This is a genomic window from Brachybacterium timonense (assembly GCF_900258505.1).
GTDB classification, from domain to species: domain Bacteria; phylum Actinomycetota; class Actinomycetes; order Actinomycetales; family Dermabacteraceae; genus Brachybacterium; species Brachybacterium timonense.
Genome location: NZ_LT984895.1, coordinates 2,096,225 through 2,121,550, shown reverse-complemented (window position 1 = coordinate 2,121,550; position 25,326 = coordinate 2,096,225). Strand labels below are relative to the sequence as shown.

General features: G+C 67.0%; 21 protein-coding genes and 1 tRNA gene. 12 read left to right on the top strand and 10 right to left on the bottom strand.

Annotated elements, in window-relative coordinates; all coding sequences use genetic code 11:
• Positions 1–68 precede the first annotated feature (68 nt).
• The 4 genes from C8271_RS09370 to C8271_RS09355 form a co-directional block, all read right to left on the bottom strand.
• On the bottom strand, positions 69–866 hold the full coding sequence (locus tag C8271_RS09370) for an inositol monophosphatase family protein (protein ID WP_106507059.1): 798 nt from the start codon (positions 864–866) through the stop codon (positions 69–71).
• Positions 867–931: 65 nt separating this feature from the next.
• Positions 932–1,975 (bottom strand): ribosome small subunit-dependent GTPase A, encoded by a 1,044-nt coding sequence (gene rsgA, locus C8271_RS09365; protein ID WP_170957946.1) that lies wholly within the window; start codon positions 1,973–1,975, stop codon positions 932–934.
• Complete coding sequence (gene aroA, locus C8271_RS09360) at positions 1,969–3,297, bottom strand: 3-phosphoshikimate 1-carboxyvinyltransferase (RefSeq protein ID WP_106507057.1); 1,329 nt, start codon at positions 3,295–3,297, stop codon at positions 1,969–1,971. Before aroA ends, rsgA begins: the two co-directional genes overlap by 7 nt.
• Positions 3,298–3,301: 4 nt before the next feature.
• Positions 3,302–3,889, bottom strand: a complete 588-nt coding sequence (locus C8271_RS09355) for a DoxX family membrane protein (RefSeq protein WP_106507998.1) — start codon at positions 3,887–3,889, stop codon at positions 3,302–3,304.
• 309 nt (positions 3,890–4,198) lie between these two features.
• Here C8271_RS09355 and C8271_RS09350 point away from each other — a divergent pair, with 309 nt between their 5' ends.
• Together C8271_RS09350 and C8271_RS09345 are read left to right on the top strand one after the other, a co-directional pair.
• Positions 4,199–4,903: a sigma-70 family RNA polymerase sigma factor gene (locus C8271_RS09350; protein WP_245921074.1), complete on the top strand. Its 705-nt coding sequence runs from the start codon at positions 4,199–4,201 to the stop codon at positions 4,901–4,903.
• Entirely contained in the window at positions 4,900–5,214 is a 315-nt protein-coding gene (locus C8271_RS09345; RefSeq protein ID WP_106507055.1) for a zf-HC2 domain-containing protein, read from the top strand. The genes C8271_RS09350 and C8271_RS09345 overlap by 4 nt, the downstream gene beginning before the upstream one ends.
• Positions 5,215–5,321: 107 nt before the next feature.
• On the opposite strand, the gene C8271_RS14505 is transcribed toward C8271_RS09345, so the two are convergent.
• The 5 genes from C8271_RS14505 to C8271_RS09325 form a co-directional block, all read right to left on the bottom strand.
• Positions 5,322–5,396: a 50S ribosomal protein bL37 gene (locus C8271_RS14505; protein ID WP_369832988.1), complete on the bottom strand. Its 75-nt coding sequence runs from the start codon at positions 5,394–5,396 to the stop codon at positions 5,322–5,324.
• A gap of 89 nt (positions 5,397–5,485) precedes the next feature.
• Positions 5,486–6,142, bottom strand: coding sequence for a GDSL-type esterase/lipase family protein (locus C8271_RS09340; RefSeq protein WP_106507054.1), 657 nt, complete (start codon positions 6,140–6,142; stop codon positions 5,486–5,488).
• An 81-nt stretch (positions 6,143–6,223) separates the two neighbouring features.
• Positions 6,224–10,114: a multifunctional oxoglutarate decarboxylase/oxoglutarate dehydrogenase thiamine pyrophosphate-binding subunit/dihydrolipoyllysine-residue succinyltransferase subunit gene (locus tag C8271_RS09335; protein ID WP_106507053.1), complete on the bottom strand. Its 3,891-nt coding sequence runs from the start codon at positions 10,112–10,114 to the stop codon at positions 6,224–6,226.
• 122 nt (positions 10,115–10,236) lie between these two features.
• Positions 10,237–11,364 carry a sensor histidine kinase gene (locus tag C8271_RS09330; RefSeq protein WP_106507997.1) on the bottom strand — a complete coding sequence of 376 codons (1,128 nt, stop codon included), beginning with the start codon at positions 11,362–11,364 and terminating at the stop codon, positions 10,237–10,239.
• Between the two features lie 7 nt (positions 11,365–11,371).
• Positions 11,372–12,133 (bottom strand): response regulator transcription factor, encoded by a 762-nt coding sequence (locus C8271_RS09325; protein WP_106507052.1) that lies wholly within the window; start codon positions 12,131–12,133, stop codon positions 11,372–11,374.
• Positions 12,134–12,252: 119 nt separating this feature from the next.
• On the opposite strand from C8271_RS09325, the gene C8271_RS09320 reads away from it, so the two are divergent.
• The 6 genes from C8271_RS09320 (at position 12,253) to C8271_RS09295 (ending at position 17,730) form a co-directional block, all read left to right on the top strand.
• Positions 12,253–13,587 (top strand): hemolysin family protein, encoded by a 1,335-nt coding sequence (locus C8271_RS09320; RefSeq protein WP_106507051.1) that lies wholly within the window; start codon positions 12,253–12,255, stop codon positions 13,585–13,587.
• On the top strand, positions 13,580–14,632 hold the full coding sequence (locus tag C8271_RS09315; RefSeq protein ID WP_106507050.1) for a hemolysin family protein: 1,053 nt from the start codon (positions 13,580–13,582) through the stop codon (positions 14,630–14,632). Before C8271_RS09320 ends, C8271_RS09315 begins: the two co-directional genes overlap by 8 nt.
• Before the next feature lie 351 nt (positions 14,633–14,983).
• Positions 14,984–15,811, top strand: a complete 828-nt coding sequence (locus C8271_RS09310) for a M23 family metallopeptidase (RefSeq protein ID WP_245921073.1) — start codon at positions 14,984–14,986, stop codon at positions 15,809–15,811.
• Positions 15,808–16,869, top strand: a complete 1,062-nt coding sequence (gene tsaD, locus C8271_RS09305) for a tRNA (adenosine(37)-N6)-threonylcarbamoyltransferase complex transferase subunit TsaD (RefSeq protein ID WP_245921072.1) — start codon at positions 15,808–15,810, stop codon at positions 16,867–16,869. The genes C8271_RS09310 and tsaD overlap by 4 nt, the downstream gene beginning before the upstream one ends.
• A gap of 121 nt (positions 16,870–16,990) precedes the next feature.
• A tRNA-Arg gene (locus tag C8271_RS09300) sits at positions 16,991–17,063 on the top strand.
• 133 nt (positions 17,064–17,196) lie between these two features.
• Positions 17,197–17,730 (top strand): hypothetical protein, encoded by a 534-nt coding sequence (locus C8271_RS09295; RefSeq protein ID WP_106507048.1) that lies wholly within the window; start codon positions 17,197–17,199, stop codon positions 17,728–17,730.
• 27 nt (positions 17,731–17,757) lie between these two features.
• On the opposite strand, the gene C8271_RS09290 is transcribed toward C8271_RS09295, so the two are convergent.
• Complete coding sequence (locus tag C8271_RS09290) at positions 17,758–20,013, bottom strand: bifunctional alpha,alpha-trehalose-phosphate synthase (UDP-forming)/trehalose-phosphatase (RefSeq protein WP_106507047.1); 2,256 nt, start codon at positions 20,011–20,013, stop codon at positions 17,758–17,760.
• 223 nt (positions 20,014–20,236) lie between these two features.
• On the opposite strand from C8271_RS09290, the gene lysA reads away from it, so the two are divergent.
• From lysA to thrB, 4 genes are all read left to right on the top strand, one after another.
• Positions 20,237–21,661 carry a diaminopimelate decarboxylase gene (gene lysA, locus C8271_RS09285; RefSeq protein ID WP_106507046.1) on the top strand — a complete coding sequence of 475 codons (1,425 nt, stop codon included), beginning with the start codon at positions 20,237–20,239 and terminating at the stop codon, positions 21,659–21,661.
• Positions 21,662–21,762: 101 nt separating this feature from the next.
• Positions 21,763–23,091, top strand: a complete 1,329-nt coding sequence (locus tag C8271_RS09280) for a homoserine dehydrogenase (protein WP_106507045.1) — start codon at positions 21,763–21,765, stop codon at positions 23,089–23,091.
• 2 nt (positions 23,092–23,093) lie between these two features.
• Complete coding sequence (thrC, locus tag C8271_RS09275) at positions 23,094–24,152, top strand: threonine synthase (protein ID WP_106507044.1); 1,059 nt, start codon at positions 23,094–23,096, stop codon at positions 24,150–24,152.
• Positions 24,153–24,213: 61 nt separating this feature from the next.
• A complete protein-coding gene (gene thrB, locus C8271_RS09270) occupies positions 24,214–25,128 on the top strand; it encodes a homoserine kinase (protein WP_106507043.1) in 915 nt (304 codons plus the stop codon).
• Positions 25,129–25,326: the final 198 nt, after the last annotated feature.

The window sequence follows — 25,326 nt, the reverse complement described above, 5'->3', positions numbered from 1 at the left end:
TGGTCGGGTCGTGGTCGACTCGATCCTAACCACCCTCGCGGCCGCTCCTGCCAGCCAAGGCCCCCGACTCAGCGCGTGCGCGGCGCGAGCGCTGCGAGTGCCTCCTCATGGAGCAGACCGTTGGTTGCCACGGCGTTGCCACCAAAGGGACCGGGCTCACCGTCCAGCGACGTGAAACGCCCGCCAGCCTCGGTGACGATCGGGACCAGGGCGGCCATATCGTGCAGCTTCAGTTCCGGTTCACAGGCCACGTCCACGGCTCCCTCAGCCAGCAGCATGTACGACCAGAAGTCGCCGTAGGCGCGCGTACGCCAGAAGCGCTGCATGAAGTTCAGCATCTCGCCCAAGCGTTCGATGTCCGCCCAGCCGTGCAGCGATGAGTACGACAGCGACGCGTTCGCGATGTCATCCACGCCGGAGACACGCAGCGCCGTGGCCGAGCTCAATCGTGACCCGGTGAAGGCGCCCGCATCCGCGGCCGCCCACCAGCGTCGCGACAAGGCGGGACTGGAGACGACGCCCATCACACAGCGCCCCTCCTCGATCAGGCCGATGAGCGTGGCCCACACAGGCACGCCGCGCACGAAGTTCGCGGTGCCGTCGATCGGATCGACCACCCACTGACGTGACGCCGTGCCGGTGGACCCGAACTCCTCACCGATCACCTGATCGCGCGAACGGGAGCGGGCGAGCTGACGACGCACGATCTCTTCGGCGTCCTTGTCAGCGTCGGTGACCTCCGACATGTCGGGCTTCATCTCGACACGCAGATCCTGCGCTTTGAAGCGGGTCATGGTGTGCTGGTCGACGGCGTCGGCGAGCACGTGGGCCAGACGCAGATCCTCGGCGTAACGGCTGGTGGACATGGAATCAGCCTAGAGCGCTTCGGGCCGTCGGCACGGTATCGACGCGGCGTGAACCGCGCAGCTTTTCACGCCTCCCAGGGGTCGTTGCGCCGCAGAGCCTCCGCTAAACGGCGGTAGGAAGCGAGCCGTGCAGGCCCCGCACTGCCCGCAGCGCCCTGGGCGACCTGGGCATCGAGAGCGCAGTCCGGTGCATCCGCCAGATGGCTGCATCCTCGCGGACACTCCTCGGCAAGCACCGCGAGATCCGTGAAAGCATCCAACAGCTCCTCGGCCCGCACATGCCCCAAGCCGAAGGAGCGCACCCCGGGCGTGTCAATCACCCAGCCACCCTGGGGCAGCGGCATGGCCAGTGCCGAACTGGAGGTGTGGCGTCCGCGCCCCGTCACGTCGTTCACCGCACCCGTGGCGCGGTCCGCGCCCGGCACCAGTGCGTTCAGCAGCGTCGACTTGCCCACGCCGGAATGGCCGACGAGCACCGTGGTACGGCCCGCGAGAATGTCCCGCAGCGCGGCCAGCCCCGCGATCTCCCCGTCGTCATGACGCCGAGTGACTACATGCTCCACGCCGAGCGGGGCGTACGAGCGCAAAAACTCCTCGGGCGCCCGCAGATCAGCCTTCGTCAGCACGAGCAGCGGGCGGATCCCGGCGACGGTCGCGGCCACCAGGCAGCGATCCACCATGCCTCCGCGCGGCTCGGGATCCGCGAGCGCCGTGACGATTGCCATCGTGTCCACATTGGCCACCAGCGGGCGCTCCGAGGTGTCATCGTCATCGGCGCTGCGCCGCAGGAACGAGGTGCGCTCCTGGATCCGCACGATCCTCGCCAACGTGCCGTCCCGCCCGGAGGTGTCACCGACGAGCGCCACCACGTCGCCGGGCACGATGGGGGAGCGGCCCAGTTCACGTGCACGCATCGCGGTGACAGCGCGCACGTTCGCGTCCGGTTCCAACAGAACTGTGCGCCAGCGTCCGCGATCGACAGAGACCACGCGCGCCGGTACCGCGTCCTCATGACGCGGCCTGTCCTTCGTGCGCGGCCGCGAGCCTCGACGGTTCGGCCGGATCCGCACATCGGACTCGTCCCAGTCCCGGATCGATCGCCTCACCAGGTTCCGCCTGCCGGCGCGTCAGTGTGCAGCATCGACAGCCACATGCCGACGAAGTCCGGGAGCGTCTTCTGCGTGGTCTGGATGTTGACCACGCGCACATCCGGCACGCGCAGACCGATGATCGCCGCCGCGGTCGCCATGCGATGGTCCTCGTATGTCTCCACCACGGCTCCGTGCAGCTCACCGGGGGTGATCCTCAGTCCGTCGGCAGTCTCTTCCGTTGGGGCGCCGAGCCGTGTGAGCTCCGTGGCGAGCGCCGCCAGACGGTCGGTCTCATGGCCGCGCAGATGGCCGATACCCGACAGCTGTGACGGGGACTGGGCGAGCGCCGCGAGCGCCGCAATGGTCGGGGTGAGCTCGCCTGTGGCCGAGAGATCAGCGTCGATGCCGGCGATCTGCCCGGTCCCGCTCACGCACAAGGCGCCGTCCTCGCGGAACACCTCCCCGCCCATGCGGGTGAGCAGCTCACGGTAGGCATCACCCGGTTGAGTCGTCTGCTCGGGCCAGTCGAGAACTCCGATCGTTCCACCAGTGACCAGCGCCGCGGCGAGGAAAGGGCCCGCATTGGACAGATCCGGCTCCACCGTGCGCACTCCGCCGCCGACGGGGCCGGTGCCGACGTGCCAGTGATGGCGGCCATTGCTGTCGATCTCGGAATGCGCCTGGACGCCGACGGAACGCAGCGTCTCCAGCGTCATATCGATGTGCGGGAGCGACGGGAGTGTGCGACCGGTGTGCACCAGATCCAGGTCCTCATCACCGCGGGCCGCGACCAGCAGTGCATTGGAGATGAACTGGCTGGAGGCCGAGGCATCGACCTCGACGCGCCCGCCGCTGAGCCTCCCTGTGCCATGAACAGTGATCGGCAGGTGTCCAGGCTCGCCCTCTTCCGTGACGCGGACCCCCTGGACACGAAGCACGTCGATCACTGCGTGCATCGGCCGTGCGAGTGCACCGGCGTCCCCGATGAAACGCACATCGCCGTGATGCAAAGCGGCGACCAGCGGCGCGAAACGCATCACCGTTCCGGCCAGGCCGCAGTGGATCTCCATGGGGGCTGCGGGATGCTCCGATGCGGCAGGTAATGGCGTGACCGTCAGCGCGCCCTCATCCGCCTCGAAGCGAGCGCCCAATCGTTCCAGGGCATCACGCATCAGCCGTGTGTCACGGGAGGAGAGCGCGCCGTGCAGCACGGTTGGTTCCGCCGCGATCGCTGCGAGCACCATCCACCGCGCTGTCAGCGATTTCGATCCCGGGACCCTCACCAGAGCATCGACCGGCCCCCGTGCGACCGGGGCCGTCCACAGCACATCCGAGGTCATGGCATCACGCCAGCGAAGAGCTCAGCTTCTTCTGGGCGTCCTCAACCGTGGACCGGGCCTGTGAGTTGAGACGGCCGGCCTTCTTCTCGAGCTGGGCCCGCTTCTTCTCGAGCTGTGTCTTCTTCTTCTCAGCGTTCTTCTGGCTGCGCTTGACGAACTGGTCCCAGCGGTAGCCCATGGAGGGTCGGCCGTCGTGGTCCACCGCGGCGAGCAGCAGACCGCCCAGCAGGCCAGCGTCGGTCAAGATCGACTGGATCTCCGCAGTGCGCTCCTCACCGGACAGCTCCCAGACCCGCTTGCGGCCAGCCCACCCAACAGTCGTGGTGCACAGCAGCGTGACCGCGGCCAGACGCGGGGCGCGGTTCGTCGCGTAGAGCAGGCCAGCGCCCGCAGCAACAGCGCCTGAGGCGCGCACGATCGTGCGGGCGTCGACGAAAGACGGGGCGGAGGTCTTGGTGATCGCAGAATCGACCGCCTCGAACGCCTCCGGGAAGACGTCGATGTCACGCTCAGGGGTCAGCGCGGTACGCACGCCCTCGAGAATGAAGGGGGCGGCGAGCAGGGGGCGGGCGATGCGGCGGATGAGAGCCATGGTGTCCTCACGTTTCCAGATGGTCGACACAGCGAACTCCGAGCCGGAAAGACGTTCAGATGCCTGATGCCTGGTCCGGTCGGTCAGCGGCCTCACACCGCCGGTGACAGAACCCTATCGCGCCGGGAACATCCTCGGTCCTGGGCGCGTTGACACTGTGGTCGGAGCGTTCACGGCGCAGAGGACACGGCAGACAGGAGACGAACACGGATGGCGCCAACCGCGGTGATCGATCACCAGCACACAGGGGCATCCCGGGGCACCCTGGTCCGGGGCGATAGCCGCCGCGCTGGCGTACCGTTGACGTTGATGAGCGCCACACCTCCGCCTGCCATGGCCGATCCGACCGAGAACAACAGTCCTGCCTCCGTTCCCGCGCCGGATGAGGTGGCGCGTCCGCATGCAGTCCGCGAGAACGGTCCCGATACCGACGGGGCTTACGCCGCGGATGTGGAGACCGAGGCACTGTCCCACCTGGACTCGCTGTACGGCGGCGCGCTGCGCATGACCCGCAACCCGCAGGATGCCGAGGATCTGGTCCAAGAGACCTATATGAAGGCGTTCCGCGCCCTCGACCGGTTCACTCCGGGCACGAACATGCGCGCCTGGCTGTACCGGATCATGACGAACACCTACATCTCGACCTACCGGCAGAAGCAGCGTCGGCCCAAGGAATCCTGGACAGACACCGTGGAGGACTGGCAGCTGGCAGACGCCGAGTCCCACACCAGCCGGGGCCTGCGCTCTGCGGAGAACGAGGCGCTGGATAACCTGCCGGACTCCGCCGTCACCGAGGCTCTCGCGCAGCTGCGTGACGACTACCGGATGGCGGTCTACCTCGCGGACGTTGAGGGCTTCGCTTACAAGGAGATCGCCGAGATCATGGGCACACCGATCGGCACGGTCATGTCCCGTCTGCATCGCGGTCGCGCCCAGTTGCGTGAGCTGCTGGCCGATCACGCGCGGTCGCTGGGCTATCTGCGCGATGAGCGCGACGAGGAGGAGGCGCGATGAGCACGCCGCGCGATGACGACACACTGGACGAGCGCTATCGGCTGGAGCAGGCCCTCGATGGCGAGCTGCCTGCCGCTGTCGCCGATCAGCTGATCTCCCACGCCCAAGACTGCCCGGACTGTGCGGCTGAGCTTGAGCGCATGCGCTGCATCAAGGCGCTTATCCGCCGCAGCTGTCGCGATGCGGTGGCACCGCGATCGCTGCGCGAGCGGATCACCATCCAGTACCGCAGCATCGAGATCACCAGCAGCGACGGGAGTGCTCGCGTGAGCATGCGCAGCACGCGCACGGTGCGCCCTCCGCAGAGCTGAAGGAACCTACCTGCTGAGAATGGACCCGGGAGCCTCCGGGGAAGGAAGAAGGCCCCTCCCTGGGGGAGAGGCCTTCGAGCGTCGTCGCCGACGCGGTCCGTCACGGCTCAGGAGTTGGGGCGCTTGCCGTGATTCGCACCGTTCTTGCGGCGAGCCTTGCGCTTGCGTCCACGCTTGCTCATAGCGGTCTCCTTCCTTCGCCCGGGCAACCCGTCCATTCTGTCACAGACCAGCTCCGGCGCATCCGTTACGCGGTGCGGGGCGAGCAGCATCACGCCGATGCAGGCTCCTCGAGTCCCGCCCAGGCGCCGAACCCGCCGTGGAGCACGAGCCAGGCCATCAGTCCGTAGCCGGTCTGTCCGGGGGTGTCGTCGGTGGCGGAGCGCATGTCCTCGAGCCACTGGTCGTGGTCGGACAGAGCGGCCACCGTGTCGACATACGGCACGCGACGCCGCGAGCACACGTCCGAGAAGGCCCCGGACAGCTCCCGCACGCCGGCGGTGAGTGCATTGTCGCTGCTGGGAGGCGGCCCGACGACGAACGCCGAGAGACGTTGCCGCTCCAAACCGTCGAGCACCTTGGCGAGGTTCAGCCGTGAGCGGGCCAGGGAAATGCCTGCGCGCACATCTGCGCGACCCAACCCCAGTACCACACGGTGATCGACACTGCCGTCGGCCCAACCGTCAGCATCGAGCCGGTCACTGACGTCCCGCTCCCACCGGTCGGCGAGCTGCGCTGATGTCTCTGACGGCAAGGCGGCGGTGAACAGGTCAGCACGGCTGCGGGAACCCTGCGCCGATGCGATGGCACGCCCGATCCAGCCCAGGCACCGCGGATCCCCAGCACCGGCCAGAAGCTCGTCGCCCAGCCCGATGAGACGGATGCGGGCAGTCGCAGTCGGCGCAGACGCAGTCGGCTCAGTGGACACGAGGACCTCCTGGGAGAGCGGGGATGAAAAGGCCCACTGTAGTGCGGGCCCGACATGGGCTCAGGGCAGGGCGCACTGCGGTCAGTCGCTGTGGCGCTCGAACGCGTGCTGCAGCAGCTCCTCCTGCTCGGTCTTGTGCGTGCGGGCCGAACCGGTGGCGGGCGAGGCCGACGCTGGCCGGGCGACCACACGCAATGTGCGGCCCACCTCGACTGCGAAGTTCAGCGCCATGAAGCCCCACGCACCCTGGTTGTGCGGCTCCTCCTGCACCCAGGTGAGCTCGACATCCTCGCTGTAGCGATCCAGCGTTGCGCGCAACTCCTCTGTGGGCAGCGGGTAGAGACGTTCAATCCGGACGATCGCCGTGCGCCCATCCTCCAGCTCCTTGCGGCGGGCAACGAGATCCCAGTACAGCTTTCCGGACGTCAGCAGGATCCGGTCCACCTGTGCGGGGTCGACGGTCGCATCGTCGATCACGGGCTGGAAGGCGCCGGAGGTGAAATCCTCCACCGCCGACACCGCAGCCTTGTTGCGCAGCATGGATTTCGGGGTGAACACCACCAGCGGCTTGCGCGGATCCATCTTTGCCTGGCGGCGCAGCAGATGGAAATAGTTCGCTGGTGTCGACGGCATGGCCACGCGCATGTTCTGCTCCGCGCACAGTTGCAGGAACCGTTCAATGCGTGCCGACGAATGATCGGGTCCCTGGCCCTCGTAACCATGCGGCAGTAGCATCACCACACCCGAGTTCTGGCCCCACTTCTGCTCCGATGCGGAGATGAACTCATCGATGATGGTTTGCGCGCCGTTGACGAAGTCGCCGAACTGCGCCTCCCACAGCACTAGCGAGTCCTGGGACTCGACGGAGTAGCCATACTCGAAGCCGAGTGCCGCGAACTCCGACAGCGAGGAGTCGTACACGTTGAAGCGCGCCTGCTCGTCGGTCAGATGCGAGAGCGGCGTCCACACGGCCTGGTTCTCGTGGTCGATGAACACACTGTGACGCTGGGTGAAGGTACCGCGGCGGGAATCCTGGCCGGCCAGACGTACCCGGTGCCCCTCCATGAGCAGCGAACCGAAGGCCAGCAGCTCTCCGTAGGCCCAGTCGATCTTCCCCTCGCGGGACATCTGCGTGCGCTTGGAGGCCAGCTGGCTCAGCTTCGGGTGGATCGTGAAACCGTCGGGAATCTCCGAGTGAGCATCGCCGATACGCTCGATCACGGCGGCGTCCACGGCAGTGGTCACATCGCCCAGGCGGGCGGCGGTCCGCTGCGCCGACGGCTTCTCCAGCCCCTGCACCGTGGTGGACGGGTCAGCCTCGGACGAGGCCGAACGAGCTGCGGCGAACGCTTCATCCAGGTGCTGCTGGAAGTTGCGCACAACGTCCTGCGTCTCATCCTCGGTGAGGTCGCCACGCTCGATCAGCGTGGCCGTGAACAGCTTGCGCACACTCGGTTTGTCGCCGATCAGCTTGTACATCAGCGGTTGCGTCATCGAGGGATCATCCCCCTCGTTGTGGCCGCGGCGTCGGTAGCACACCATGTCGATGACCACGTCGCGGTGGAACTTCTGGCGGTACTCGAAGGCGATCTCTGCCACGCGCACGCACGCCTCGGGATCATCGCCGTTGACGTGGAAGATCGGCAGCTGTGTCGACTTCGCAACGTCCGTCGAGTAGAAGGACGAGCGTGAGGAGTCCGGCAGCGTGGTGAAGCCGATCTGGTTGTTGACCACCACATGGATCGTGCCGCCGGTGCGGTAGCCGCGCAGCTCAGACAGGTTCAGGGTCTCAGTGACAACGCCCTGGCCAGCGAATGCCGCATCGCCGTGCAGGAGGATCGGCAGCACCGGGTACGTCGTGCCCTGCTCGAGCCGATCCTGCTTGGCGCGCACCACGCCCTCGAGCACAGGGTTGACGGCCTCCAGATGCGAGGGGTTCGCCGCGAGGTACACCTTGGTCTTCTCACCGTCACGGGCGGTGTAGGTGCCCTCGGTTCCCAGGTGGTACTTCACGTCTCCCGAGCCCATCGAGCTGGAGCCGACGGTGCCTTCGAACTCCTGGAAGATCTGGCCGAAGCTCTTTCCGGCCAGGTTCGACAGGACGTTCAGGCGGCCGCGATGGGCCATGCCGATGCAGACCTCGTCCACGTGATCATGGGCGGCCTGATGCAGGATCGCGTCGAGCATCGGGATGAGTGATTCCCCGCCCTCGAGGGAGAAACGCTTCTGCCCGACGAACTTCGTCTGCAAGAAGGTTTCGAAGGCCTCCGCGGCGTTGAGGCGGTCGATGATGCGCGTGAGGGCTGCCTTGTCGAGGTCAGCCTGAGGCGTTTCGAACTTCTGCTGCAGCCAGGCCCGTTCTTCCGGATCGGTGATGTGCATGTACTCCACGCCGATGGAACGGCAGTACGCGTCGCGCAGCACGCCCAGGATGTCGCGCAGCGGCAGTCGATCCTTGCCGCCAAGACCGCGCGTGGGGAACGTGCGGTCCAAGTCCCACAGGGTCAGACCGTATGTCTCGACGTCGAGATCAGGGTGGTGACGCACCTTGTACTGCAGCGGATCGGTATCCGCCATCAGGTGGCCGCGCACCCTGTAGGAATGGATCAGATCCATCACCTGGGCGAACTTCTCCGCCTTCGTGGCCTTGAACGGGTTATCCGTCACCCACCGCACCGGCTGGTATGGGATGCGCAGGGACTCGAAGACGCGGTCGTAGAAACCGTCGAGCCCCAGCAGCTTGTCCGCCATGATCTTCAGGAACTCGCCGGAGGCAGCGCCCTGGATGATGCGGTGGTCATAGGTGGAGGTCAGCGTCATGACCTTGGAAACTCCGAGATCTGCCAGAGTCTCGGGGCTCGCGCCCTGGAACTGTGCCGGGTAGTTCATGGCGCCGACGCCCACGATGCATCCCTGGCCCTTCATCAGGCGCGGGATCGAGTGGACAGTGCCGATGCCGCCGGGGTTGGTCAGCGATACGGTGGTGCCGGTGAAGTCATCCATCGTCAGCTTGCCGGCGCGGGCTTTCTTCACGACCTGCTCGTAGGCGTTCCAGAAGCCGTAGAAGTCGAACCGCTGCGCTGCCTTGATGTTCGGCACGACAAGGCCGCGGGAGCCGTCCGGGCGCGGCATATCGATGGCGAGGCCGAAGTTCACGTCCTCGCGTTCGAGCAGAACGGGCTTGCCATCGACCACGTCGAAGCCGTTGTTCATGTCGCCCAGTTCGGTGATCGCCTCGATCATCGCCCAGCCGATCAGGTGGGTGAAGGACACCTTCCCCATGCGATTGCGCTTGAGGTGGTTGTTGATGACGATCCGGTTGTCGAACAGGAGCTTCACCGGCACGTCGCGCACCGAGGTCGCGGTGGGCACGGTGAGGGACTCGTCCATGTTCCGCACAACCGCCGCAGCCGGGCCGCGAAGCTTCTTGACCTCGGGCTCGCGTGGCTCAGGTGCCTGATCCCCGGACTCGGCAGCCACCTTGTGGGGGCGATCCGTGGTGGTGGACAGCGAGGGCTGTTTGGCGACGGGGGCCTGCTGGACGTCGGTCTTCTCGAGCACGTCTGCGTGATCCTTCGGGGGCGTCGTGGACACGGGGGTAGGGGAGGGGGCCGATGGAGCGGGCGCATCGGCAGCGGATTCGCCACGCGAAAGCTCAGCGGAGGAGGGGCCGTCCGACGTGGAGGCACTGTCAGCGCTCGAGGCGGCCGTCGTCTCCTGCACGTCCGGGGCGCCTGGGGCGTTCGCGCCGTCAGCTCCCGCGGAATTCGTGGAGCCGGCATCCGGTGTGGCCACGCCATCACGGGGGCGTGCATCGGTCGATGCGTCGGCGGGGGTGCTGGAACTGAAGAACTCCGCCCAGCTGGGATCCACGCTGGTGGGATCCTGAATCCACTGCTCCCGCAGTGCGTCGACGAGCCATTGATTCGGTCCGAACTCCGAGGACTGAGAGTTCTGTGTCTCCTGTGACACTCTGCTTTCGCCAGCCTTCTCACGATCGATTCTGCGGACGGCACCAGCCTAGCCGCTCACACCGACACCCGGGACCCAGGTCCCGCCACGAGGACCGCGCGCCCTCACGGTCGTGATTGGAGTCACGTCGAGGCGTGATCAGGCGTCTCCATGTGCTGCGTCAGGCCGATGCCTGGAAGGGTCACCCGGATCGCAGAGGAACGGCCAGCCGCGCGGCGCTGCGGACGGGGGTCATCGAGCACCTCGATCGTGCCACCGTGAAGGCCCACCGCCCAGCGGGCGATAGCCAGCCCCAACCCGGTACCGCCCGAGGAATCGTCCCGTCCGCCGCGCTGAAATCGCTCGAAGATCCGGTCGCGATCCTCCCGCGCGATGCCAGGGCCGTCGTCGAGTACGTCGATCCGTACCCCGCCATCGTCGGTGGGGCGTGCGCGCACGGTGATCCATCCGGCGGGAGGGGAGTGGCGCACGGCGTTGTCGACCAGATTGGCGATGACCTGGTGGATCCGTGCGGCATCGCCGACGGCAGTGAGCTGCGCGGGCTGCACATCGACGGCCCAGTGCAGTTCGCGTGCGCGGGCGGTCAACGATGTCGCATCCACCACTTCGTGCAGAAACGGGGTGAGCGCGATCTGCTCGCGCTCAAGCTGGACCGCGCCCGCATCGAGCCGTGAGAGGTCCAGCAAATGATCCACCAGGCGTGAGAGCCGCTCTGTCTGGGTCAGCGCTACCGACAGTGCTGCCGGGTCCGGCTGAGTCACCCCGTCGACGATGTTCTCCAGTTGGGCGCGTAGCCCGGCCACCGGGGTGCGCAGCTCGTGGGACACGTTCGCGACCAGATCCCGTCGCATCCGGTCGGTCTGCTCGAGCTCCGCGGACATCGTCGAGAACGCTTCCGCGAGCTGGCCGACTTCGTCGTGGCTGGTGGCGTGGATCCGCTGTGAATAGTCGCCTCGCGCCATCGCCTGCGCGGCGCGCGTCATCTCCCGCAGCGGGGACGTCATGCCGCGTGCCAGCACCTGCGTGATCACCAGCGAGGCACCGACCACCAGCGGGATCGCCAACAGAGGCTCGAGCCCGGCGCGCAGCCCCACCCAGGTGAGCAGTGCCGTGGCGGTGGTCGTGGCCACGACGAGGACGCCGAGCTTGAGTTTGAAGGAGCGGAAGGGGTCCAGTGGCCGTAGATCCAGGCGGCGCCGCTCAGCGCTGGTCGGTGCTGGTTCAGCCGATTCTGGGCGCGTCCCCGCCATAGCTGCCTCAGCCTTCCGCAGCACTCGTCGGATCTGACGGAACATCCAGTGCGTACCCCACGCCGTGCACGGTGCGCACCAGATCCGCGCCCAGCTTGCGACGCAGCGCCTTGATGTGCGAGTCGACTGTGCGGGTGCCAGTTGCATCCACCCAGTCCCACACATCGGCCAACAGCTGTTCACGGGTGAGAACAGTCCCTGGCGCAGAGGCAAGGCACAGCAGCAGGTCGAACTCCGTCGGCGTCAGATGCGCCGGCTGTCCAGCGCGCATGACACGCCGCCCGGCACGATCGATCACGAGGTCGCCGATCTCCAGTGCCATCTGCGCACCGGTGGGGTCTGAGCTCCCGTGCGTCTCGCTGTGTGCACTGCGGCGCACCCGGCGCAGGAGCGCTTTCAACCGGGCCACCAGCTCCCGCATGGAGAACGGCTTGGTCATGTAGTCGTCGGCGCCGACGCCGAGGCCGACGAGCATGTCTGTCTCGTCATCGCGCGCGGTGAGCATGAGCACCGGCACCGGCCGCTCTGCTTGGATCCGCCGACACACCTCGAGACCGTCGAAGCCCGGCAGCATCACGTCGAGCACCACCAGGTCAGGGTGATGCTCGGTCACCTGGCGCACACCGGAGGGGCCATCCAGCGCGGTGTGGACATCCCACCCCTCAGCGCGCAGCCGATCAGCGATCGCTCGCGTGATGGTCGGCTCGTCCTCGATGACAACGACAGAGACCTGGGTGGAGCCGCTGTCGGTCTGATCCCTAGGCTGCATGGCGACACTGTAGCGATGCCCACCCCGCGAGCCCGTACGTTCCCTTAGACTCCCCTCATCATGAGCATTCCGTTATGCCACGGCCGCGTCGGTGAACAGTCGGGGGTCACGCTGCAGTGATGACCTGGATCCTGCTCGCGGCCGGTGTTCTGCTCACCGCGGGAACAGCCCTCTTCGTCGCCTCCGAGTTCTCCCTCGTCGCCCTTGACAAGCACACGGTCGAGAAAGCACACGCCGACGGGGACCGAGCGGCCGGAGGTGTGCTCACCGCGATCACGCATCTGTCCACGAACCTCTCCGGCGCGCAGCTCGGCATCACCATCACCACGCTGCTGTTCGGCTTCGCCGTGCAGGATCCGCTGGCGCGGGTGCTGACTCCGCTCATGCGCGCGCTGCCCGTGCCAGAGACCGCCATCGGTCCGATCGCCGTGATCACCGCGATGGTGCTCGCTTTCCTCTTCTCCATGCTGTTCGGTGAGCTTGTGCCGAAGAATCTGGCGATTGCCGCGCCGATGGCTACCGCCCGCGTGGTTGCGCCGCTCCAGCACGGGTTCACCGTCGCGTTCAAGCCGTTGATCCTCGTGTTCAACTCGACCGCCAACCTCGTGCTGCGCCTGGTGGGCATTGAGCCGCAGGAGGAGTTGTCCGCCGCACGCTCCCCGGCCGAGCTTGACTCGCTGGTGCGGCACTCGGCCCGGGCCGGCACCCTGGATGTGGGCACGGCCCGCCTGCTCACACGTACCTTGCAGATCGCTGACCGCGAAGCCGGAGACGTGATGACGCACCGTGGCGCGATGATCACCATCGCGCAGGACGCCAGTGCCCGGGATGTTCTCGAGCTCTCCCGCACCAGCGGCCATTCCCGTTTCCCTGTGATTCAGGGGGGTGAGGACGATGTGATCGGTGTTGTGCAGGTACGTCAGGCGGTCACCGTGCCCCGCGCCGAGCGGGCCACCACGCGCGTGCGGGAGATCCTGACGGAGATGCCGCGTGTGCCGGAGACCGTCAGCCTGGACACGTTGCTGCTGGAGCTACGTGAAGCGGGTGCGCAGCTCGCCGTGGTCGTCGATGAGTACGGCGGGACCAGCGGCATCGTGACCCTTGAGGATGTGATCGAGGAGATCGTCGGCGAGGTCAGCGACGAGCATGACGACGATGAGCCGGAGCGGTTCATCGCCGAGCACGCCAGCACCTGGACCGTTTCCGGCCTGATGCGCCCCGATGAGATCGCTCGGGATCTGCACGTGACCGTGCCCGAATCCTCCGAATATGACACCTTAGGCGGGCTCGTGATGGATCGCCTGGCACGGATCCCCGCGGTCGGCGACATCGTGGAGACCGATGGGCTTCGCCTGGAAGTGCTCGAGATGGACGGCCACCGTGTCGACTCGCTGCGATTGACCGCGGTGGATCCCGATGTGCTTCTCCACCAGGAGGAGGCTGACGATGAGTGATTCGGCAGCACTTCTCCTGGGCCTCGCCATGTTGCTGGGCAACGCTTTCTTCGTCGGCGCCGAGTTCGCGGTGATGAGCGTGCGTCGCCCGCAGGTGGAGCCGCTGGTCAATGCTGGACGCCCGGGGGCACGTACCGCGCTGTGGGCGATCGAGCATGTGTCGGTCATGCTCGCGGCAGCCCAGTTTGGTGTGACTGTCTGCTCCGTGACGCTCGGCGCCGTGGCGGAGCCGGCGATCGCCCACTACATCGAACCGGTCCTCGCCTCGCTCTCCGTTCCCGAGGTTCTGGTCCATACCATTGCCTTCACCATCGCGCTGCTGATCGCCTCCTATCTCCACGTGGTGTTGGGCGAGATGGTGCCGAAGAACATGTCGATCGCCATGCCGGTGCCGGCGGTGCTCCTGCTGGCAACCCCGCTGGTGTTCTTCGCCCGCGTGTTCGCCCCGGTGATCTGGACGCTGAATCACACGGCCAACGCGATCCTGCGCCTGCTGCGGATCGAACCGAAGGATGAGGTGTCCAGCGACTTCACCGCGGAAGAGATCGCAGCGATCGTGGACGAATCTCGCCGCGAAGGATTGGTGGAGGACGATCAGGGGCTTCTGCGCGGCGCGATCGAGTTCTCGGATCACACCGCGTGGGACGTCATGGTCCCGATCGCTGACGTCGTCACCGTCACCTACGACGCCACACCCGGCCAGATCGAAGAGGTCGTCGCGAGCACCGGCTTCAGCCGGATCGGCGTGCGTAACGACGTTGGAGACCTCGTCGGCTACCTCCACCTCAAGGACGTGCTGCTGCCCGAAGGCGCCGATGAGGCCGCGTACGACCGGCCGATCCATCCTGGCATCGTGCGCGCCGTGGTTTCCGTGGCCGACGACGACGCGGTCGAGGATGCCCTGCGCGCCATGCAGTACAACGGCGCGCACATGGCTCGCGTGGACTCACCGGGAGCACGCAGCATCGGGGTGGTGTTCCTCGAGGACGTTCTCGAGGAACTCGTGGGCGAGGTGCACGACATGATGCAGGCCCACCGCGCCTGAGCCTGCCCAGCCGTAGCCAACTGCCGGCGAACTTGCCCGGCCTGCGCAGCAGGGAGTCTGGCCACGCGCGGGCGCCCGCGCGGGCACCTGTGCGGGCATACGCGATCGAAAGCCACGATGTGACGGGTGTGGTGTGGGCCGCATCGTCGTGGCCATCCTCGTGGCCTCTTCGTCAAGATCCGGCCTCGCCGATTCGCTCAGTGCAAAGACTTGGCAATGCCTCCTTCTGGAGACCCGGAGGTCCCGACGCGCGGGCCGTAGATTGGACGAGGTTGTTCGGCGACGCGTCCTTCCCTTCCGGCGTCGCACCGGAACCAGGGACTCGAAGTCGACAGATGGAAGCAGGTTGACGTGGCGAATCATCGCGCAGCAGGTCCGGCGCATGTGCGTCCTCTGAAGGTCTCCACCGGCGCCCACCGTGATTCCGCGATCCCCGCTGGCATGGTGAAGGCTGGCGTTGTGGGCGCTCTGGCTACTGCCACGATTGCCGTCCCGCTGGCCACCGCCACCGCGGGCGATCAGCCCGCACCGGCTTCTGCCGCGATTCCCGCGCCTGCTGAGGTTCCCTCGGCGCCCGCGTCCTCCGTGAACATCCCGACCGTGCACGGGTCGCTCGAGTCGCGCGCCGGTGTCGACGCGGCATCCCGGGCCGCCGAGCGCAGTGCCCCCGCTGATGACGCTGATGCAGCCCAGCAGGATGAGGAGCAGCAGGTCCCCTCCACCGGTATTGAGGTCGAGGCGCCCGAGCCCGTTGCGGTCGACGAGTCCGGCGCGGAGATTCCCCAGTCTGACTCCGGCTTCATCCGCCCCGTTGGCGGACCGATCACCTCCGGCTACGGCTACCGCACCCACCCCGTGCTCGGCTACCGCAAAATGCACGAAGGCGTCGACTTCGGCTCCGGCTGTGGCACTCCCGTTCGTGCCTCACAAGCCGGCACTGTCGTGGCCGTTGAGTACACCTCCAGCTCCGGCAAACGCGTGAAGGTCGACCACGGTAACGGCATCACCACCGGATACTTCCACCTGCAGGGCTACGCCACCTCCGTTGGCGCCACCGTGAAGCAGGGCGAGGTCATCGGATACGTGGGCACCACGGGACGCTCCACTGGATGCCACCTGCACTTCGCTGTCATGGACGATTCGGGCAACTACTCCAACCCGATGTCGATTCTGCGGTGAACAACGCTGCACGGACCCCCGTCGTCCTCGGGGTCGAATCCTCGTGCGACGAAACTGGATTCGGGATCGTCACCGAAGGGCGCCTGCTCGGACAAGGGCTCGCTTCCAGCGCAATGGAGCATGCTGATTTCGGTGGCGTTGTCCCGGAGATCGCTGCCCGTGCTCACCTCGAAGCGGCAGTCCCCACTTTGCAGATCGCCTTGGATGACGCGGGCGTGGATCTGCAGGACATCACTCACGTCGCAGCCACGTCCGGCCCAGGGCTCGCCACGGCCGTGCATGTGGGCCTCGCATCGGCCAAGGCCATTGCCTGGTCACTCGATGTCCCCCTGTACGGCGTGCACCACCTCGCGGGCCACGCTGCTGCTGATGTGCTCGAGCACGGCCCGTTGCCCGAGCGATCCATCGTGCTGATCGTCTCCGGTGGCCATACGTCGATCCTCGCCGTCGGCGACCTGGTGCGCGACCCTATCGAACACTTGGGCGACACCCTCGATGACGCTGCTGGCGAGGCCTTCGATAAGGTCTCGCGCCTGCTCGGCTTGGGCTACCCAGGCGGTCCGGCGATCTCTCGCGCCGCCGTCGACGGCGACCCGTCGGCATTCTCCTTCCCCCGGGCGATGATGCGCCCGGGCGACGCCCCGTACACGTTCTCCTTCTCGGGGCTCAAGACCGCAGTGGCACGTACCGTCGAGACGCTCGAACGGCGTGGAGAGCCTGTGCCTGTGGCAGACATCGCTGCATCGTTTGAGCAAGCCGTGGTGGATGTGCTCGTGGCGAAGGCGCTGCGGGCCGTTGCTGAACGCGGACTCGACACTCTCGTGATCGTCGGCGGGGTTGCGGCGAATGCGCGTCTGCGCGCGGTGGCTGATCGGGCCTGTGCGGAACGTGGCATCGATTTGCGCATCCCACCGCCACGACTGTGCACCGACAATGGTGCGATGATCGCGGCCGTCGGGGACCTGTTGGCGAGGGCTGGCGCCCCCGCGCATACGCTCGCGATCGGTGCGGATCCCTCGGCCGTGCTCCACGGCGCGCAGCTTCCGTTGCCACGTTGACAGGGGCGCAGGTCTGAGCGATGTCGACGCCGCACATGCGCGGTGAGGTGTGTCTCCCTTCGCTCTGTCACCCGCTGCAGGACGCCGCCACAGCGCGTTGGTTGCTAGACTGCCGGGGTTGGCCCGCGTAGCTCAGTGGATAGAGCGTCTGCCTCCGGAGCAGAAGGTCGTAGGTTCGAATCCTGTCGCGGGCGCCCCGTGATGTCTCAGGACATCGGAATGGCCTGAACCAGCGTTATGCGGTTCGGGCCTTCTTCTGTCGGTCTGTGGTTGGTAGCCTCGCCCCGGGGTCGGGATGGCACTAGAACTGCCGTGGGGAGGCATGACATGTCACAGTCCATTACGCAACACGCGGGTGAGCCCGTTGGCACCACGACGCCGACGACACCAGCGAAGAAGCGCAAGCACCTGTTCATCAGCCCGCCGTTCCTTCTGCTCAGCGCGTTTTTGGCCGTTGTCAGCCCGTTCCTCCGTTTCAATCCTGGTTACGGCACGCCAGATAACGACCTCAGTGACGGGATCAGCTACTACAGCCCGCCTCTGAATGGGTGGACGCAGGCGCTGGTGAACATCGAGAATGACCGCATCTACGGCTGGCTGATGGCCATCTCCTTCGCTCTTGCCGCACTCGCCGCCTTTGTGCTGCTCATGACCGCAATCCTGGCAGTCGCTGGAGTGGGGGCCGCCCGCTGGATCGTGCTTCCTGCTGTTCTGCTCGGGCTGCTTCCCACAGCGGGCCTGTTCATCGGCTACCTGCTTCTGGGGGCTCTCAGCGAGTCAACCTGGGGGATGTGGGTGTACGCCGCCTCGTTCCTGCCCTCGTTGCTCGGCGCACTCGGCATCACCACACGCCTGTTCTGAGCGGGTGCGATGCTCAGCGGGGTCAGATTAGCGCCCGTTGGCCCGACGCTTCTCAAGCAGAGACTGCACGAGCTCCCGCACCGCATCCGTGTCCGCCACACGATGGTCCGCTGCCGTGTCACCGTCCCCGACCTTCACCGCGAGGTCATGCTCACCCGCCCGGACGAACACGGACTCGTCGGTGACGTCATCACCAAGGTAGAGCCATGCATCCGCGGCGCACGCGCGAGCGAGCGCGTCGAGCGCCTCACCCTTGCTGGTCTCCACCACGGAGAACTCCACAACCTCCTTGCCGGGGGTCACGGTGGCCCACGGCAAGGTGCGTGCGTAATCCAGAGCAGCCTCAGTAGCATCCGGCGCACTACGCCCCCGCACACCGCGCGTATGAAGCACCGCAGCGGTCGGCTTGACCTCCACCTCGGCACCGGGATGCTTGAGCGCGATCGTCTTCAAAGAACGGATCACCGAGTCCAGGCGCCCCTGACGGGTCTCGTCCATCGTCAGCGATGCGGCATCCAGCACGCCGGCGTTCACCGTGGGAGGGAGTGCGCCGATCTCCGCGCCGTGGGAGCCGATCAGCACCACGGAGCTCGGCATCTGGGTGTGCTTGTCGAGATCGGCAAGTGCGCGCCCGGAGACCAGTGCCACCGTGACGTCGTCATCCTCGGCGAGCTCGGTGAGCGCCTCGAGCGTCCCGGCATCGGGCATCACCGCGTCCCGATCAGCCACGATCGGTGCGATCACACCGTCGAAATCCGATGCGACGAGAATCCGCGGCGTGTGAGCAAATTCGGTGAGCTTCGTTTCGAGCTGCTCGGCATCGCCATCGTCGCCATCAGCCAGAGTCACGGTGTGCGAGACGGGCTCGGCAGGGTTCCCGGCCTGTTCGAGATCCTCGAGGAACTCGTGCGCCCAGGCCTGCACGTCGTGGTCGAGAACCTGGCGACGAAGGGAGGTCATGGCGAGCTCCTGCTCATCCTCTGTCATCGCGAGAGCCTGCAGGATCGAGGCCTTCAGCTCATCGATGTCGTGCGGATTGACCAGGATCGCTGCGCGCAGCTCGTCGGCAGCGCCGGTGAACTCGGACAGCACGAGCGCCCCGCGCAGATCCGGCCGAGAAGCCACGTACTCCTTCGCAACCAGGTTCATGCCGTCGCGCAGCGAGGTCACAAGCGCCACGTCAGCAGCCATATACAGCGCGGTCATGTCGCGTCGGTCGAAGGTGCGGTGCTGGTACGAAATCGCCGGACGCCCGATCGGCGCGAAGTCGCCGTTGATCCGGCCCACGGTGAGCTCCACCTCGTCGCGCAGCTGGCGGTAGGCATCCACACGCTCACGAGACGGTGTCGCGACCTGCACGAAGACAGCATCCTGCGGATCCACGACGCCGTCGTTGAGCAGCTCACCCCATGCCTTGAGGCGATGGCGGATGCCCTTGGTGTAGTCGAGTCGGTCCACACCCAGCACGATCTTCTTTGGCTGCCCGAGGTCCTCACGCAACTGCCGGGCACGCGCCCGAACCTCTGCATCCTCCGTGAGGGCAGAGACCGCGGCCGAGTCGATCGAGATCGGATAGGCGCCTGCGACCACATCACGCGCGGGCTGTGTGCCGATGCCCGGCACGGTCACCGCATGGCCCTCGACGTGGTAGCCGAGCAGCTGCCGGGCGGCGGCCAGGAAGTTCTGGGCGTCGCCCTCGCGTTGGAAGCCGACGAGATCCGCACCCAGCAGCCCGCGCAGCACCTGGTTGCGCTTGGGCAACTGGCTGAAGAGCTCGACCGGTGGGAACGGAATGTGATTGAAGAAGCCGATACGCAGATCCGGCCGGTCCTTGCGGATCATCTCGGGCACGAGCTGCAGCTGATAGTCGTGCACCCACACCGTCGCACCCGGGCCGGCCACAGCGGCGGCTTCCTTCGCGAAACGGCGATTTACCGCCAGATAGGTGTCCCACCAGGTGCGGTGGAACTCCGGGTCCACGATCACGTCGTGGTAGAGGGGCCATAGCGTCGCATTGGAGAAGCCCTCGTAGTAGCGGGCCACCTCGTCCGCATCCAACCGCACCGGGTACAGGCTCATGCCGTCGGCCGTGAACGGCTCCGGCTGTTCACCAGGCGAGCCGTGCCAGCCCACCCACGCACCGGACTCCACATGGCGCATCACCGACTCCATTGCCGTGACCAGGCCACCGGGGGACGTCACCCACTCTGTGGCACCGTCCGGAAGAGTGCGGGCGTCGACGGGCAGACGATTGGCGACGATCACGAGCTCGTGGCTGCTCACAGGGGTCTCCTTCGCTGGGATGAGGCCACGCTATCAAGCACGCCTCCAGGCGACATCGCTCTGTTCACGGTGCTGATCAGGGGAGTCGGGAGGAAAACGAGGCTGTGGCCGCGCGCAGCGGACCGCGAAACGGACCGTTCGGACAGGGAAGCGTCGCGTCCTCTACCGTGCTCTGTGGGCCTTCGCCCCGCCATCTGTCGAGTCTCGATCATCCAGGAGCACGATGCGCGCTCACGAAGCAGGCGCCCTGCACGGCAACGATCCCGTGCCCAGTTGGCTGCCGTACCCCACGGACGTCCATGCCCTGATCGATGGACTCTGGTCATGCACCACCCGCCGACGCAGCGATGGCGCCTTGGAGGTCGGGGGCGTGAGCGTGCAGGAGATCGCCCACACTGTGGGAACGCCCGTGATGATCCTGGACGAGGAAGATTTCCGTGCCCGCGCCCGTCGGCACCGCGAAGCCTTCGAGGACGCTTTCGCATCCCTGCGCGGCGCTGAGACCTGCTACGCGGGCAAGGCGTTCCTGTGCACGGCGGTGGCGCGCTGGGTGCAGGAGGAAGGGCTCGGCCTGGATGTGTGCACCGGCGGCGAACTCGCTGTTGCGCTGCGCGCCGGGGTTGACCCGGCACGAATCGCGATGCACGGGAATAACAAGTCCCGCGCGGAGATCGAACGAGCGCTGGACAGTGGCGTCGGTCGCATCGTGGTGGATTCTCTGGACGAGCTCGACCTGCTCACCGGCATCGCGCGGGAACGGGGCGTGCGTGCCCCGATTCTGCTGCGGATCACCAGCGGGGTCGAGGCGCACACGCATGAGTTCATCGCCACCGCCCATGAGGACCAGAAGTTCGGGATCTCGCTGAGCACTGGAGATGCCTTCACGGCTGTGCAGCGCACCCTGGAACGGGCCGATGCGCTGCAGCTGATCGGTATCCACTCCCACATCGGTTCACAGATCTTCGACGTGGGCGGATTCGAGGTGGCTGCGCGGCGCGTGCTCGAACTGCTCGCGCGGATCCGCCACGAGCTCGGCCACGAGATCGACCTGGTGGATCTCGGCGGCGGTTTCGGCGTCATGTACACCACGCAGCACACGCCGTGGCCGATCGAGCGGATCGCTCAGGGGCTCGCGCGGATCGTGGGCGAGGAGAGCAGGCAGCTCGGCATGACGGCGCCCCGTATCGTGGTGGAGCCTGGCCGTGCGATCGCTGGCCCATCCACCCAGACCCTCTACGCTGTGGGCACGCTCAAAGACGTGCACCTGGGTGCGGACCGCCACCGCCTCTACGTCTCGGTCGATGGCGGCATGAGTGACAACATGCGCACCGCCCTGTACGACGCCGACTACTCCTGCCTGCTGGCCTCTCGCGTCTCGCAGGCAGAGCCGACGGTCGTGCGTGTGGTGGGCAAACACTGCGAGAGCGGCGACATCGTGGTCAAGGACGAATATCTGCCGGCGGACGTGCACCGTGGCGATCTGATCTCGGTCCCCGTGACCGGTGCTTACTGCTACTCGATGGCCTCGAACTACAATCACGTGCCCCGCCCCGCGGTCGTCTCTGTGCGCGACGGAAACATCCGCACGCTCATGCGCCGTGAGACAGAAGAAGACCTCATGGCTCTTGATGTCGGATTGCAGACGTGAACTGTCACACTGTGCCCGGCAGCGGGCGAGGCCTCGATACAGTGCAGCTGCCGGCGCCGTGCTCCTCCGGCGCCCCTCAGACGCAGAGGAAGGATCGTCGTATGTCACAGCCCCCTGGCGAGCTCAAGGTCGTCGTGCTCGGTGCCGGGACTGTCGGCGCCGAAGTGCTGAGGATCCTTGCCGAGCAGCAGGAGGACCTCGCCCACCGCATCGGTGCCCGTCTCACGGTGACTGCGGTCGCGGTGCAGGATCTGGAGCGCGACCGCGGGCCGCATGTGCCGCGCGAGCTGCTAACCGGTGATGCGAGCTCTGCGGTGCGTGACGCCGACCTCGTGATCGAGCTGATGGGCGGGATCGAGCCGGCCCGCAGCCTGCTGCTGGATGCGCTGCGACACGGGGCCGCCGTGGTCACCGCGAACAAGGCCCTTCTGGCGGCCGACGGGCCGACGCTGTACGAAGCAGCCGACGCCAACGGCGTGGACCTGTACTTCGAAGCCGCTGTGGCCGGAGCGATTCCCATCGTGCGCCCGGTGCGCGAGTCGCTCGCGGGCGACAGCATCCACCGGGTGCTCGGCATCGTCAACGGGACGACGAACTACATCCTGGACGCCATGACTCGCACCGGTGCCGACTTCGAGCAGGCACTTGCCACCGCCACCGAGCTCGGGTACGCCGAGGCTGATCCGACCGCTGACGTGGAGGGCCATGACGCCGCAGCGAAGGCATCGATCCTCGCCTCGCTCGCCTTCCACAGTCGCGTCGGCCTCGAAGACGTCCACTGCGAGGGCATCACGGCCGTGAGCTCCCGCGACATCGAGGCGGCGCGTCGCATGGGCCGCACGATCAAACTGCTGTCCATCGTCGAGCGCGTGAGCGGCGGCGCCGACGAGCCTGCAGGGATCTCCGCCCGGGTATACCCGGCTCTTATCCCCGATGCGCACCCTCTGGCCAGCGTGTCCGAGGCGTACAACGCCGTGTTCGTCGAGGCCGAGGCAGCCGGATCACTCATGTTCTACGGGCAGGGCGCCGGCGGTGCTCCGACCGCGTCCGCCGTGCTGGGCGACGTGGTGACCGCGGCCCGCCAGCGCGTGCGCGGGGGAGTGGGCCCGCGAGAGTCCCGGTACGCCGGGCTCGAGATCGTGCCGCTTGATCAGTTGCGCTCGAAGTTCTACCTCGGACTGCACGTGCACGATGAGCCGGGCGTGCTCGCCCAGGTGGCTGGCACGCTCTCCGATCACGGCATCTCCATCTCCACCATCCACCAGGAACCTGCCGAAGGGAACGACGAGGGGAACACCGCAGACTCTGCCTTCATCGGCATCACCACGCATCGCGCGCGCGAGCAGGCCATGCAGTCCGCACTGGATGTGCTGCGTGCTCGCCCCGTCGTCATGTCGATCGACTCCCTGCTGCGCATCGAAGGAGAATGACCATGGCTCACCAGTGGCGTGGCGTGCTCGAGGAGTATCGCGAGCATCTGCCCTTCACCGCTGAGGACACTCTGCTCACGCTGGGGGAGGGCGGCACCCCGCTCGTCCATGCCCCGGCGCTGTCGAACCGCGTGGGCGCGGACGTCCACATCAAGGTCGAAGGGCAGAACCCCACCGGCTCCTTCAAGGACCGCGGGATGGTGTCCGCCATGAGCCGCGCGCTCAATGACGGCGCGACGACGGTGATCTGCGCCTCGACAGGCAATACGAGCGCCTCGGCGGCCGCATACGCCACCCGGGCGGGTCTGACCTGCGTGGTGCTGATCCCCGAAGGGCGTATCGCTGCCGGCAAACTTGCTCAAGCCGTCATGCATGGAGCCCGCTTGGTGCAGGTGCGCGGAAACTTCGACGACTGCCTCGAGATCGCCCGCAAGATCGAAGCCGAGCATCCCGTGGAGCTGGTGAACTCGGTGAACCCGTATCGCCTGCAGGGGCAGAAAACGGCCGCATTCGAGATCTGCGATGCGCTCGGGGCCGCCCCCGATATCCATGTGCTGCCCGTGGGCAATGCTGGAAACATCTCCGCTTACTGGATGGGATACCAGGAGTATCGCGACAAGGGAATCACCGGGTCCGCCCCGGCCATGTGGGGCTTCCAGGCCGCCGGTGCCGCACCGTTCGTCGCAGGGCACCCGATCCCCGAGCCGGAAACCGTCGCGACAGCCATCCGTATCGGCGCCCCGGCGTCATGGTCCCTCGCCACGGCCGCTCGGGATGACTCCGGCGGGCTCATCGACGCGGTCAGCGACGAGCAGATCCTCGCTGCCCAGCGTCTGCTTGCCGACGAGGTCGGTATCTTCGTTGAGCCGGCTTCTGCGGCCGGTGTCGCTGGCCTGCTGCAGCAGGCGGAGCGCAGCGCCGTGCCGCGCGGCGCCACGATCGCGATAACCGTGACCGGCAACGGACTCAAGGACATCGACACGGCGCTGAGCGGCCGCGACCTCACCCCCGTCGTGATTGACCCCGATATCCAGGCGGCAGCGACCGCTATGGGCCTGTGAGACCGACGGCCATCGGGCTGTGCGACGTCCGCAGCGCAGCCGCTGATCAGGAGGTGGTCGCATGAGGATCGCGCACACTCGCGTGAGCGTTGAGGTTCCAGCGACGTCGGCGAACCTGGGGCCGGGCTTCGACGCCCTAGGGGTCGCGCTCGGCCTGACGGACCAGCTTGAGCTTGACGCCACCACCGGCGGTGTGGAGATCACAGCTGAAGGGGAGGGCGCCGCCGATGTACCGACGGGGGAGGAGCACCTGGTGGTTCGGGCCGTGCGCCGTGCCCTGGACCACGCCGGGGCGCCGCAGGTCGGAATCCGGCTGCGCACCCGCAACCGTATTCCGCACGGGCGCGGCCTGGGGTCGAGCGCCGCTGCAACGGTGGGCGGACTGCTGCTGGCTCGCGATCTCCTCTCCGACCCCGAAGCCTTGGATGAGCGGACCCTGCTGCAGCTCGCGACGGAGTTCGAAGGTCACCCCGATAATGCGGCCCCCGCGCTGCTGGGCGGAGCGACGATCTCCTGGACTGAGGCGGGCACGGCGCATACACGCCGCCTGCCCGTGCACCCAGACGCCCTCTCACCCGTTGTGCTGCTTCCTCGCACCGTGCTGTCCACCGCCGCGGCCCGCTCACTGCTGCCCGCGCAGGTCCCGCACCCCGATGCGGCCATGAACGCAGCGCGTGCCGCCCTGCTCGTCCACGCCCTGGCCCACGAGCCGGAGCTGCTGCTGACTGCCACCGAGGACCGCATCCACCAGGAGCAGCGTGCCGCCGGGATGCCGCAGAGCCTCGAGCTGTTGCGTGTCCTGCGCCACGAAGGGCACCCCGCTGTCGTCTCCGGTGCCGGTCCCGCGATCCTGGTGCTGCGCGGCGATGCTCAAGAGCTTCGCGCGCTGACTCGACGCGTTGTGGATGAGCCGGCAGCCTGGCGAATCGCTGCACTCGAGGTGCGTCCGCATGCATCCGCTGCTGTGGTAGGTTGAGAGCCGCGTCCGGGCGACCATGCCGTCGCCCGCATCACACCCCGACCGGTCCGGAGGATCATGTCTGTCGGTGGTGATGCGGTCGGTCGGATGTTCCCCCGTCATCGCTTCTCTGCGCCGCGTGACGGCGCGGCCGGTGAACGGCCCTTATGGCGCGACGCACCCCCGTTTCACCCGCGTGTTCCGCGAGCGACCCCT

What these genes read in the sequence shown, in the direction of transcription:
- lysA (WP_106507046.1), top strand. Translation starts at nt 20,237, where the DNA reads ATGCGCGCTCACGAAGCAGGCGCCCTGCACGGCAACGATCCCGTGCCC.
- C8271_RS09355 (WP_106507998.1), bottom strand. Translation starts at nt 3,889, where the DNA reads ATGGCTCTCATCCGCCGCATCGCCCGCCCCCTGCTCGCCGCCCCCTTC.
- C8271_RS09315 (WP_106507050.1), top strand. Translation starts at nt 13,580, where the DNA reads ATGAGTGATTCGGCAGCACTTCTCCTGGGCCTCGCCATGTTGCTGGGC.
- C8271_RS09295 (WP_106507048.1), top strand. Translation starts at nt 17,197, where the DNA reads ATGTCACAGTCCATTACGCAACACGCGGGTGAGCCCGTTGGCACCACG.
- aroA (WP_106507057.1), bottom strand. Translation starts at nt 3,297, where the DNA reads ATGACCTCGGATGTGCTGTGGACGGCCCCGGTCGCACGGGGGCCGGTC.
- C8271_RS09350 (WP_245921074.1), top strand. Translation starts at nt 4,199, where the DNA reads ATGAGCGCCACACCTCCGCCTGCCATGGCCGATCCGACCGAGAACAAC.
- C8271_RS09320 (WP_106507051.1), top strand. Translation starts at nt 12,253, where the DNA reads ATGACCTGGATCCTGCTCGCGGCCGGTGTTCTGCTCACCGCGGGAACA.
- C8271_RS09280 (WP_106507045.1), top strand. Translation starts at nt 21,763, where the DNA reads ATGTCACAGCCCCCTGGCGAGCTCAAGGTCGTCGTGCTCGGTGCCGGG.
- C8271_RS09330 (WP_106507997.1), bottom strand. Translation starts at nt 11,364, where the DNA reads ATGGCGGGGACGCGCCCAGAATCGGCTGAACCAGCACCGACCAGCGCT.
- thrC (WP_106507044.1), top strand. Translation starts at nt 23,094, where the DNA reads ATGGCTCACCAGTGGCGTGGCGTGCTCGAGGAGTATCGCGAGCATCTG.
- C8271_RS09325 (WP_106507052.1), bottom strand. Translation starts at nt 12,133, where the DNA reads ATGCAGCCTAGGGATCAGACCGACAGCGGCTCCACCCAGGTCTCTGTC.
- C8271_RS09370 (WP_106507059.1), bottom strand. Translation starts at nt 866, where the DNA reads ATGTCCACCAGCCGTTACGCCGAGGATCTGCGTCTGGCCCACGTGCTC.
- thrB (WP_106507043.1), top strand. Translation starts at nt 24,214, where the DNA reads ATGAGGATCGCGCACACTCGCGTGAGCGTTGAGGTTCCAGCGACGTCG.
- C8271_RS09345 (WP_106507055.1), top strand. Translation starts at nt 4,900, where the DNA reads ATGAGCACGCCGCGCGATGACGACACACTGGACGAGCGCTATCGGCTG.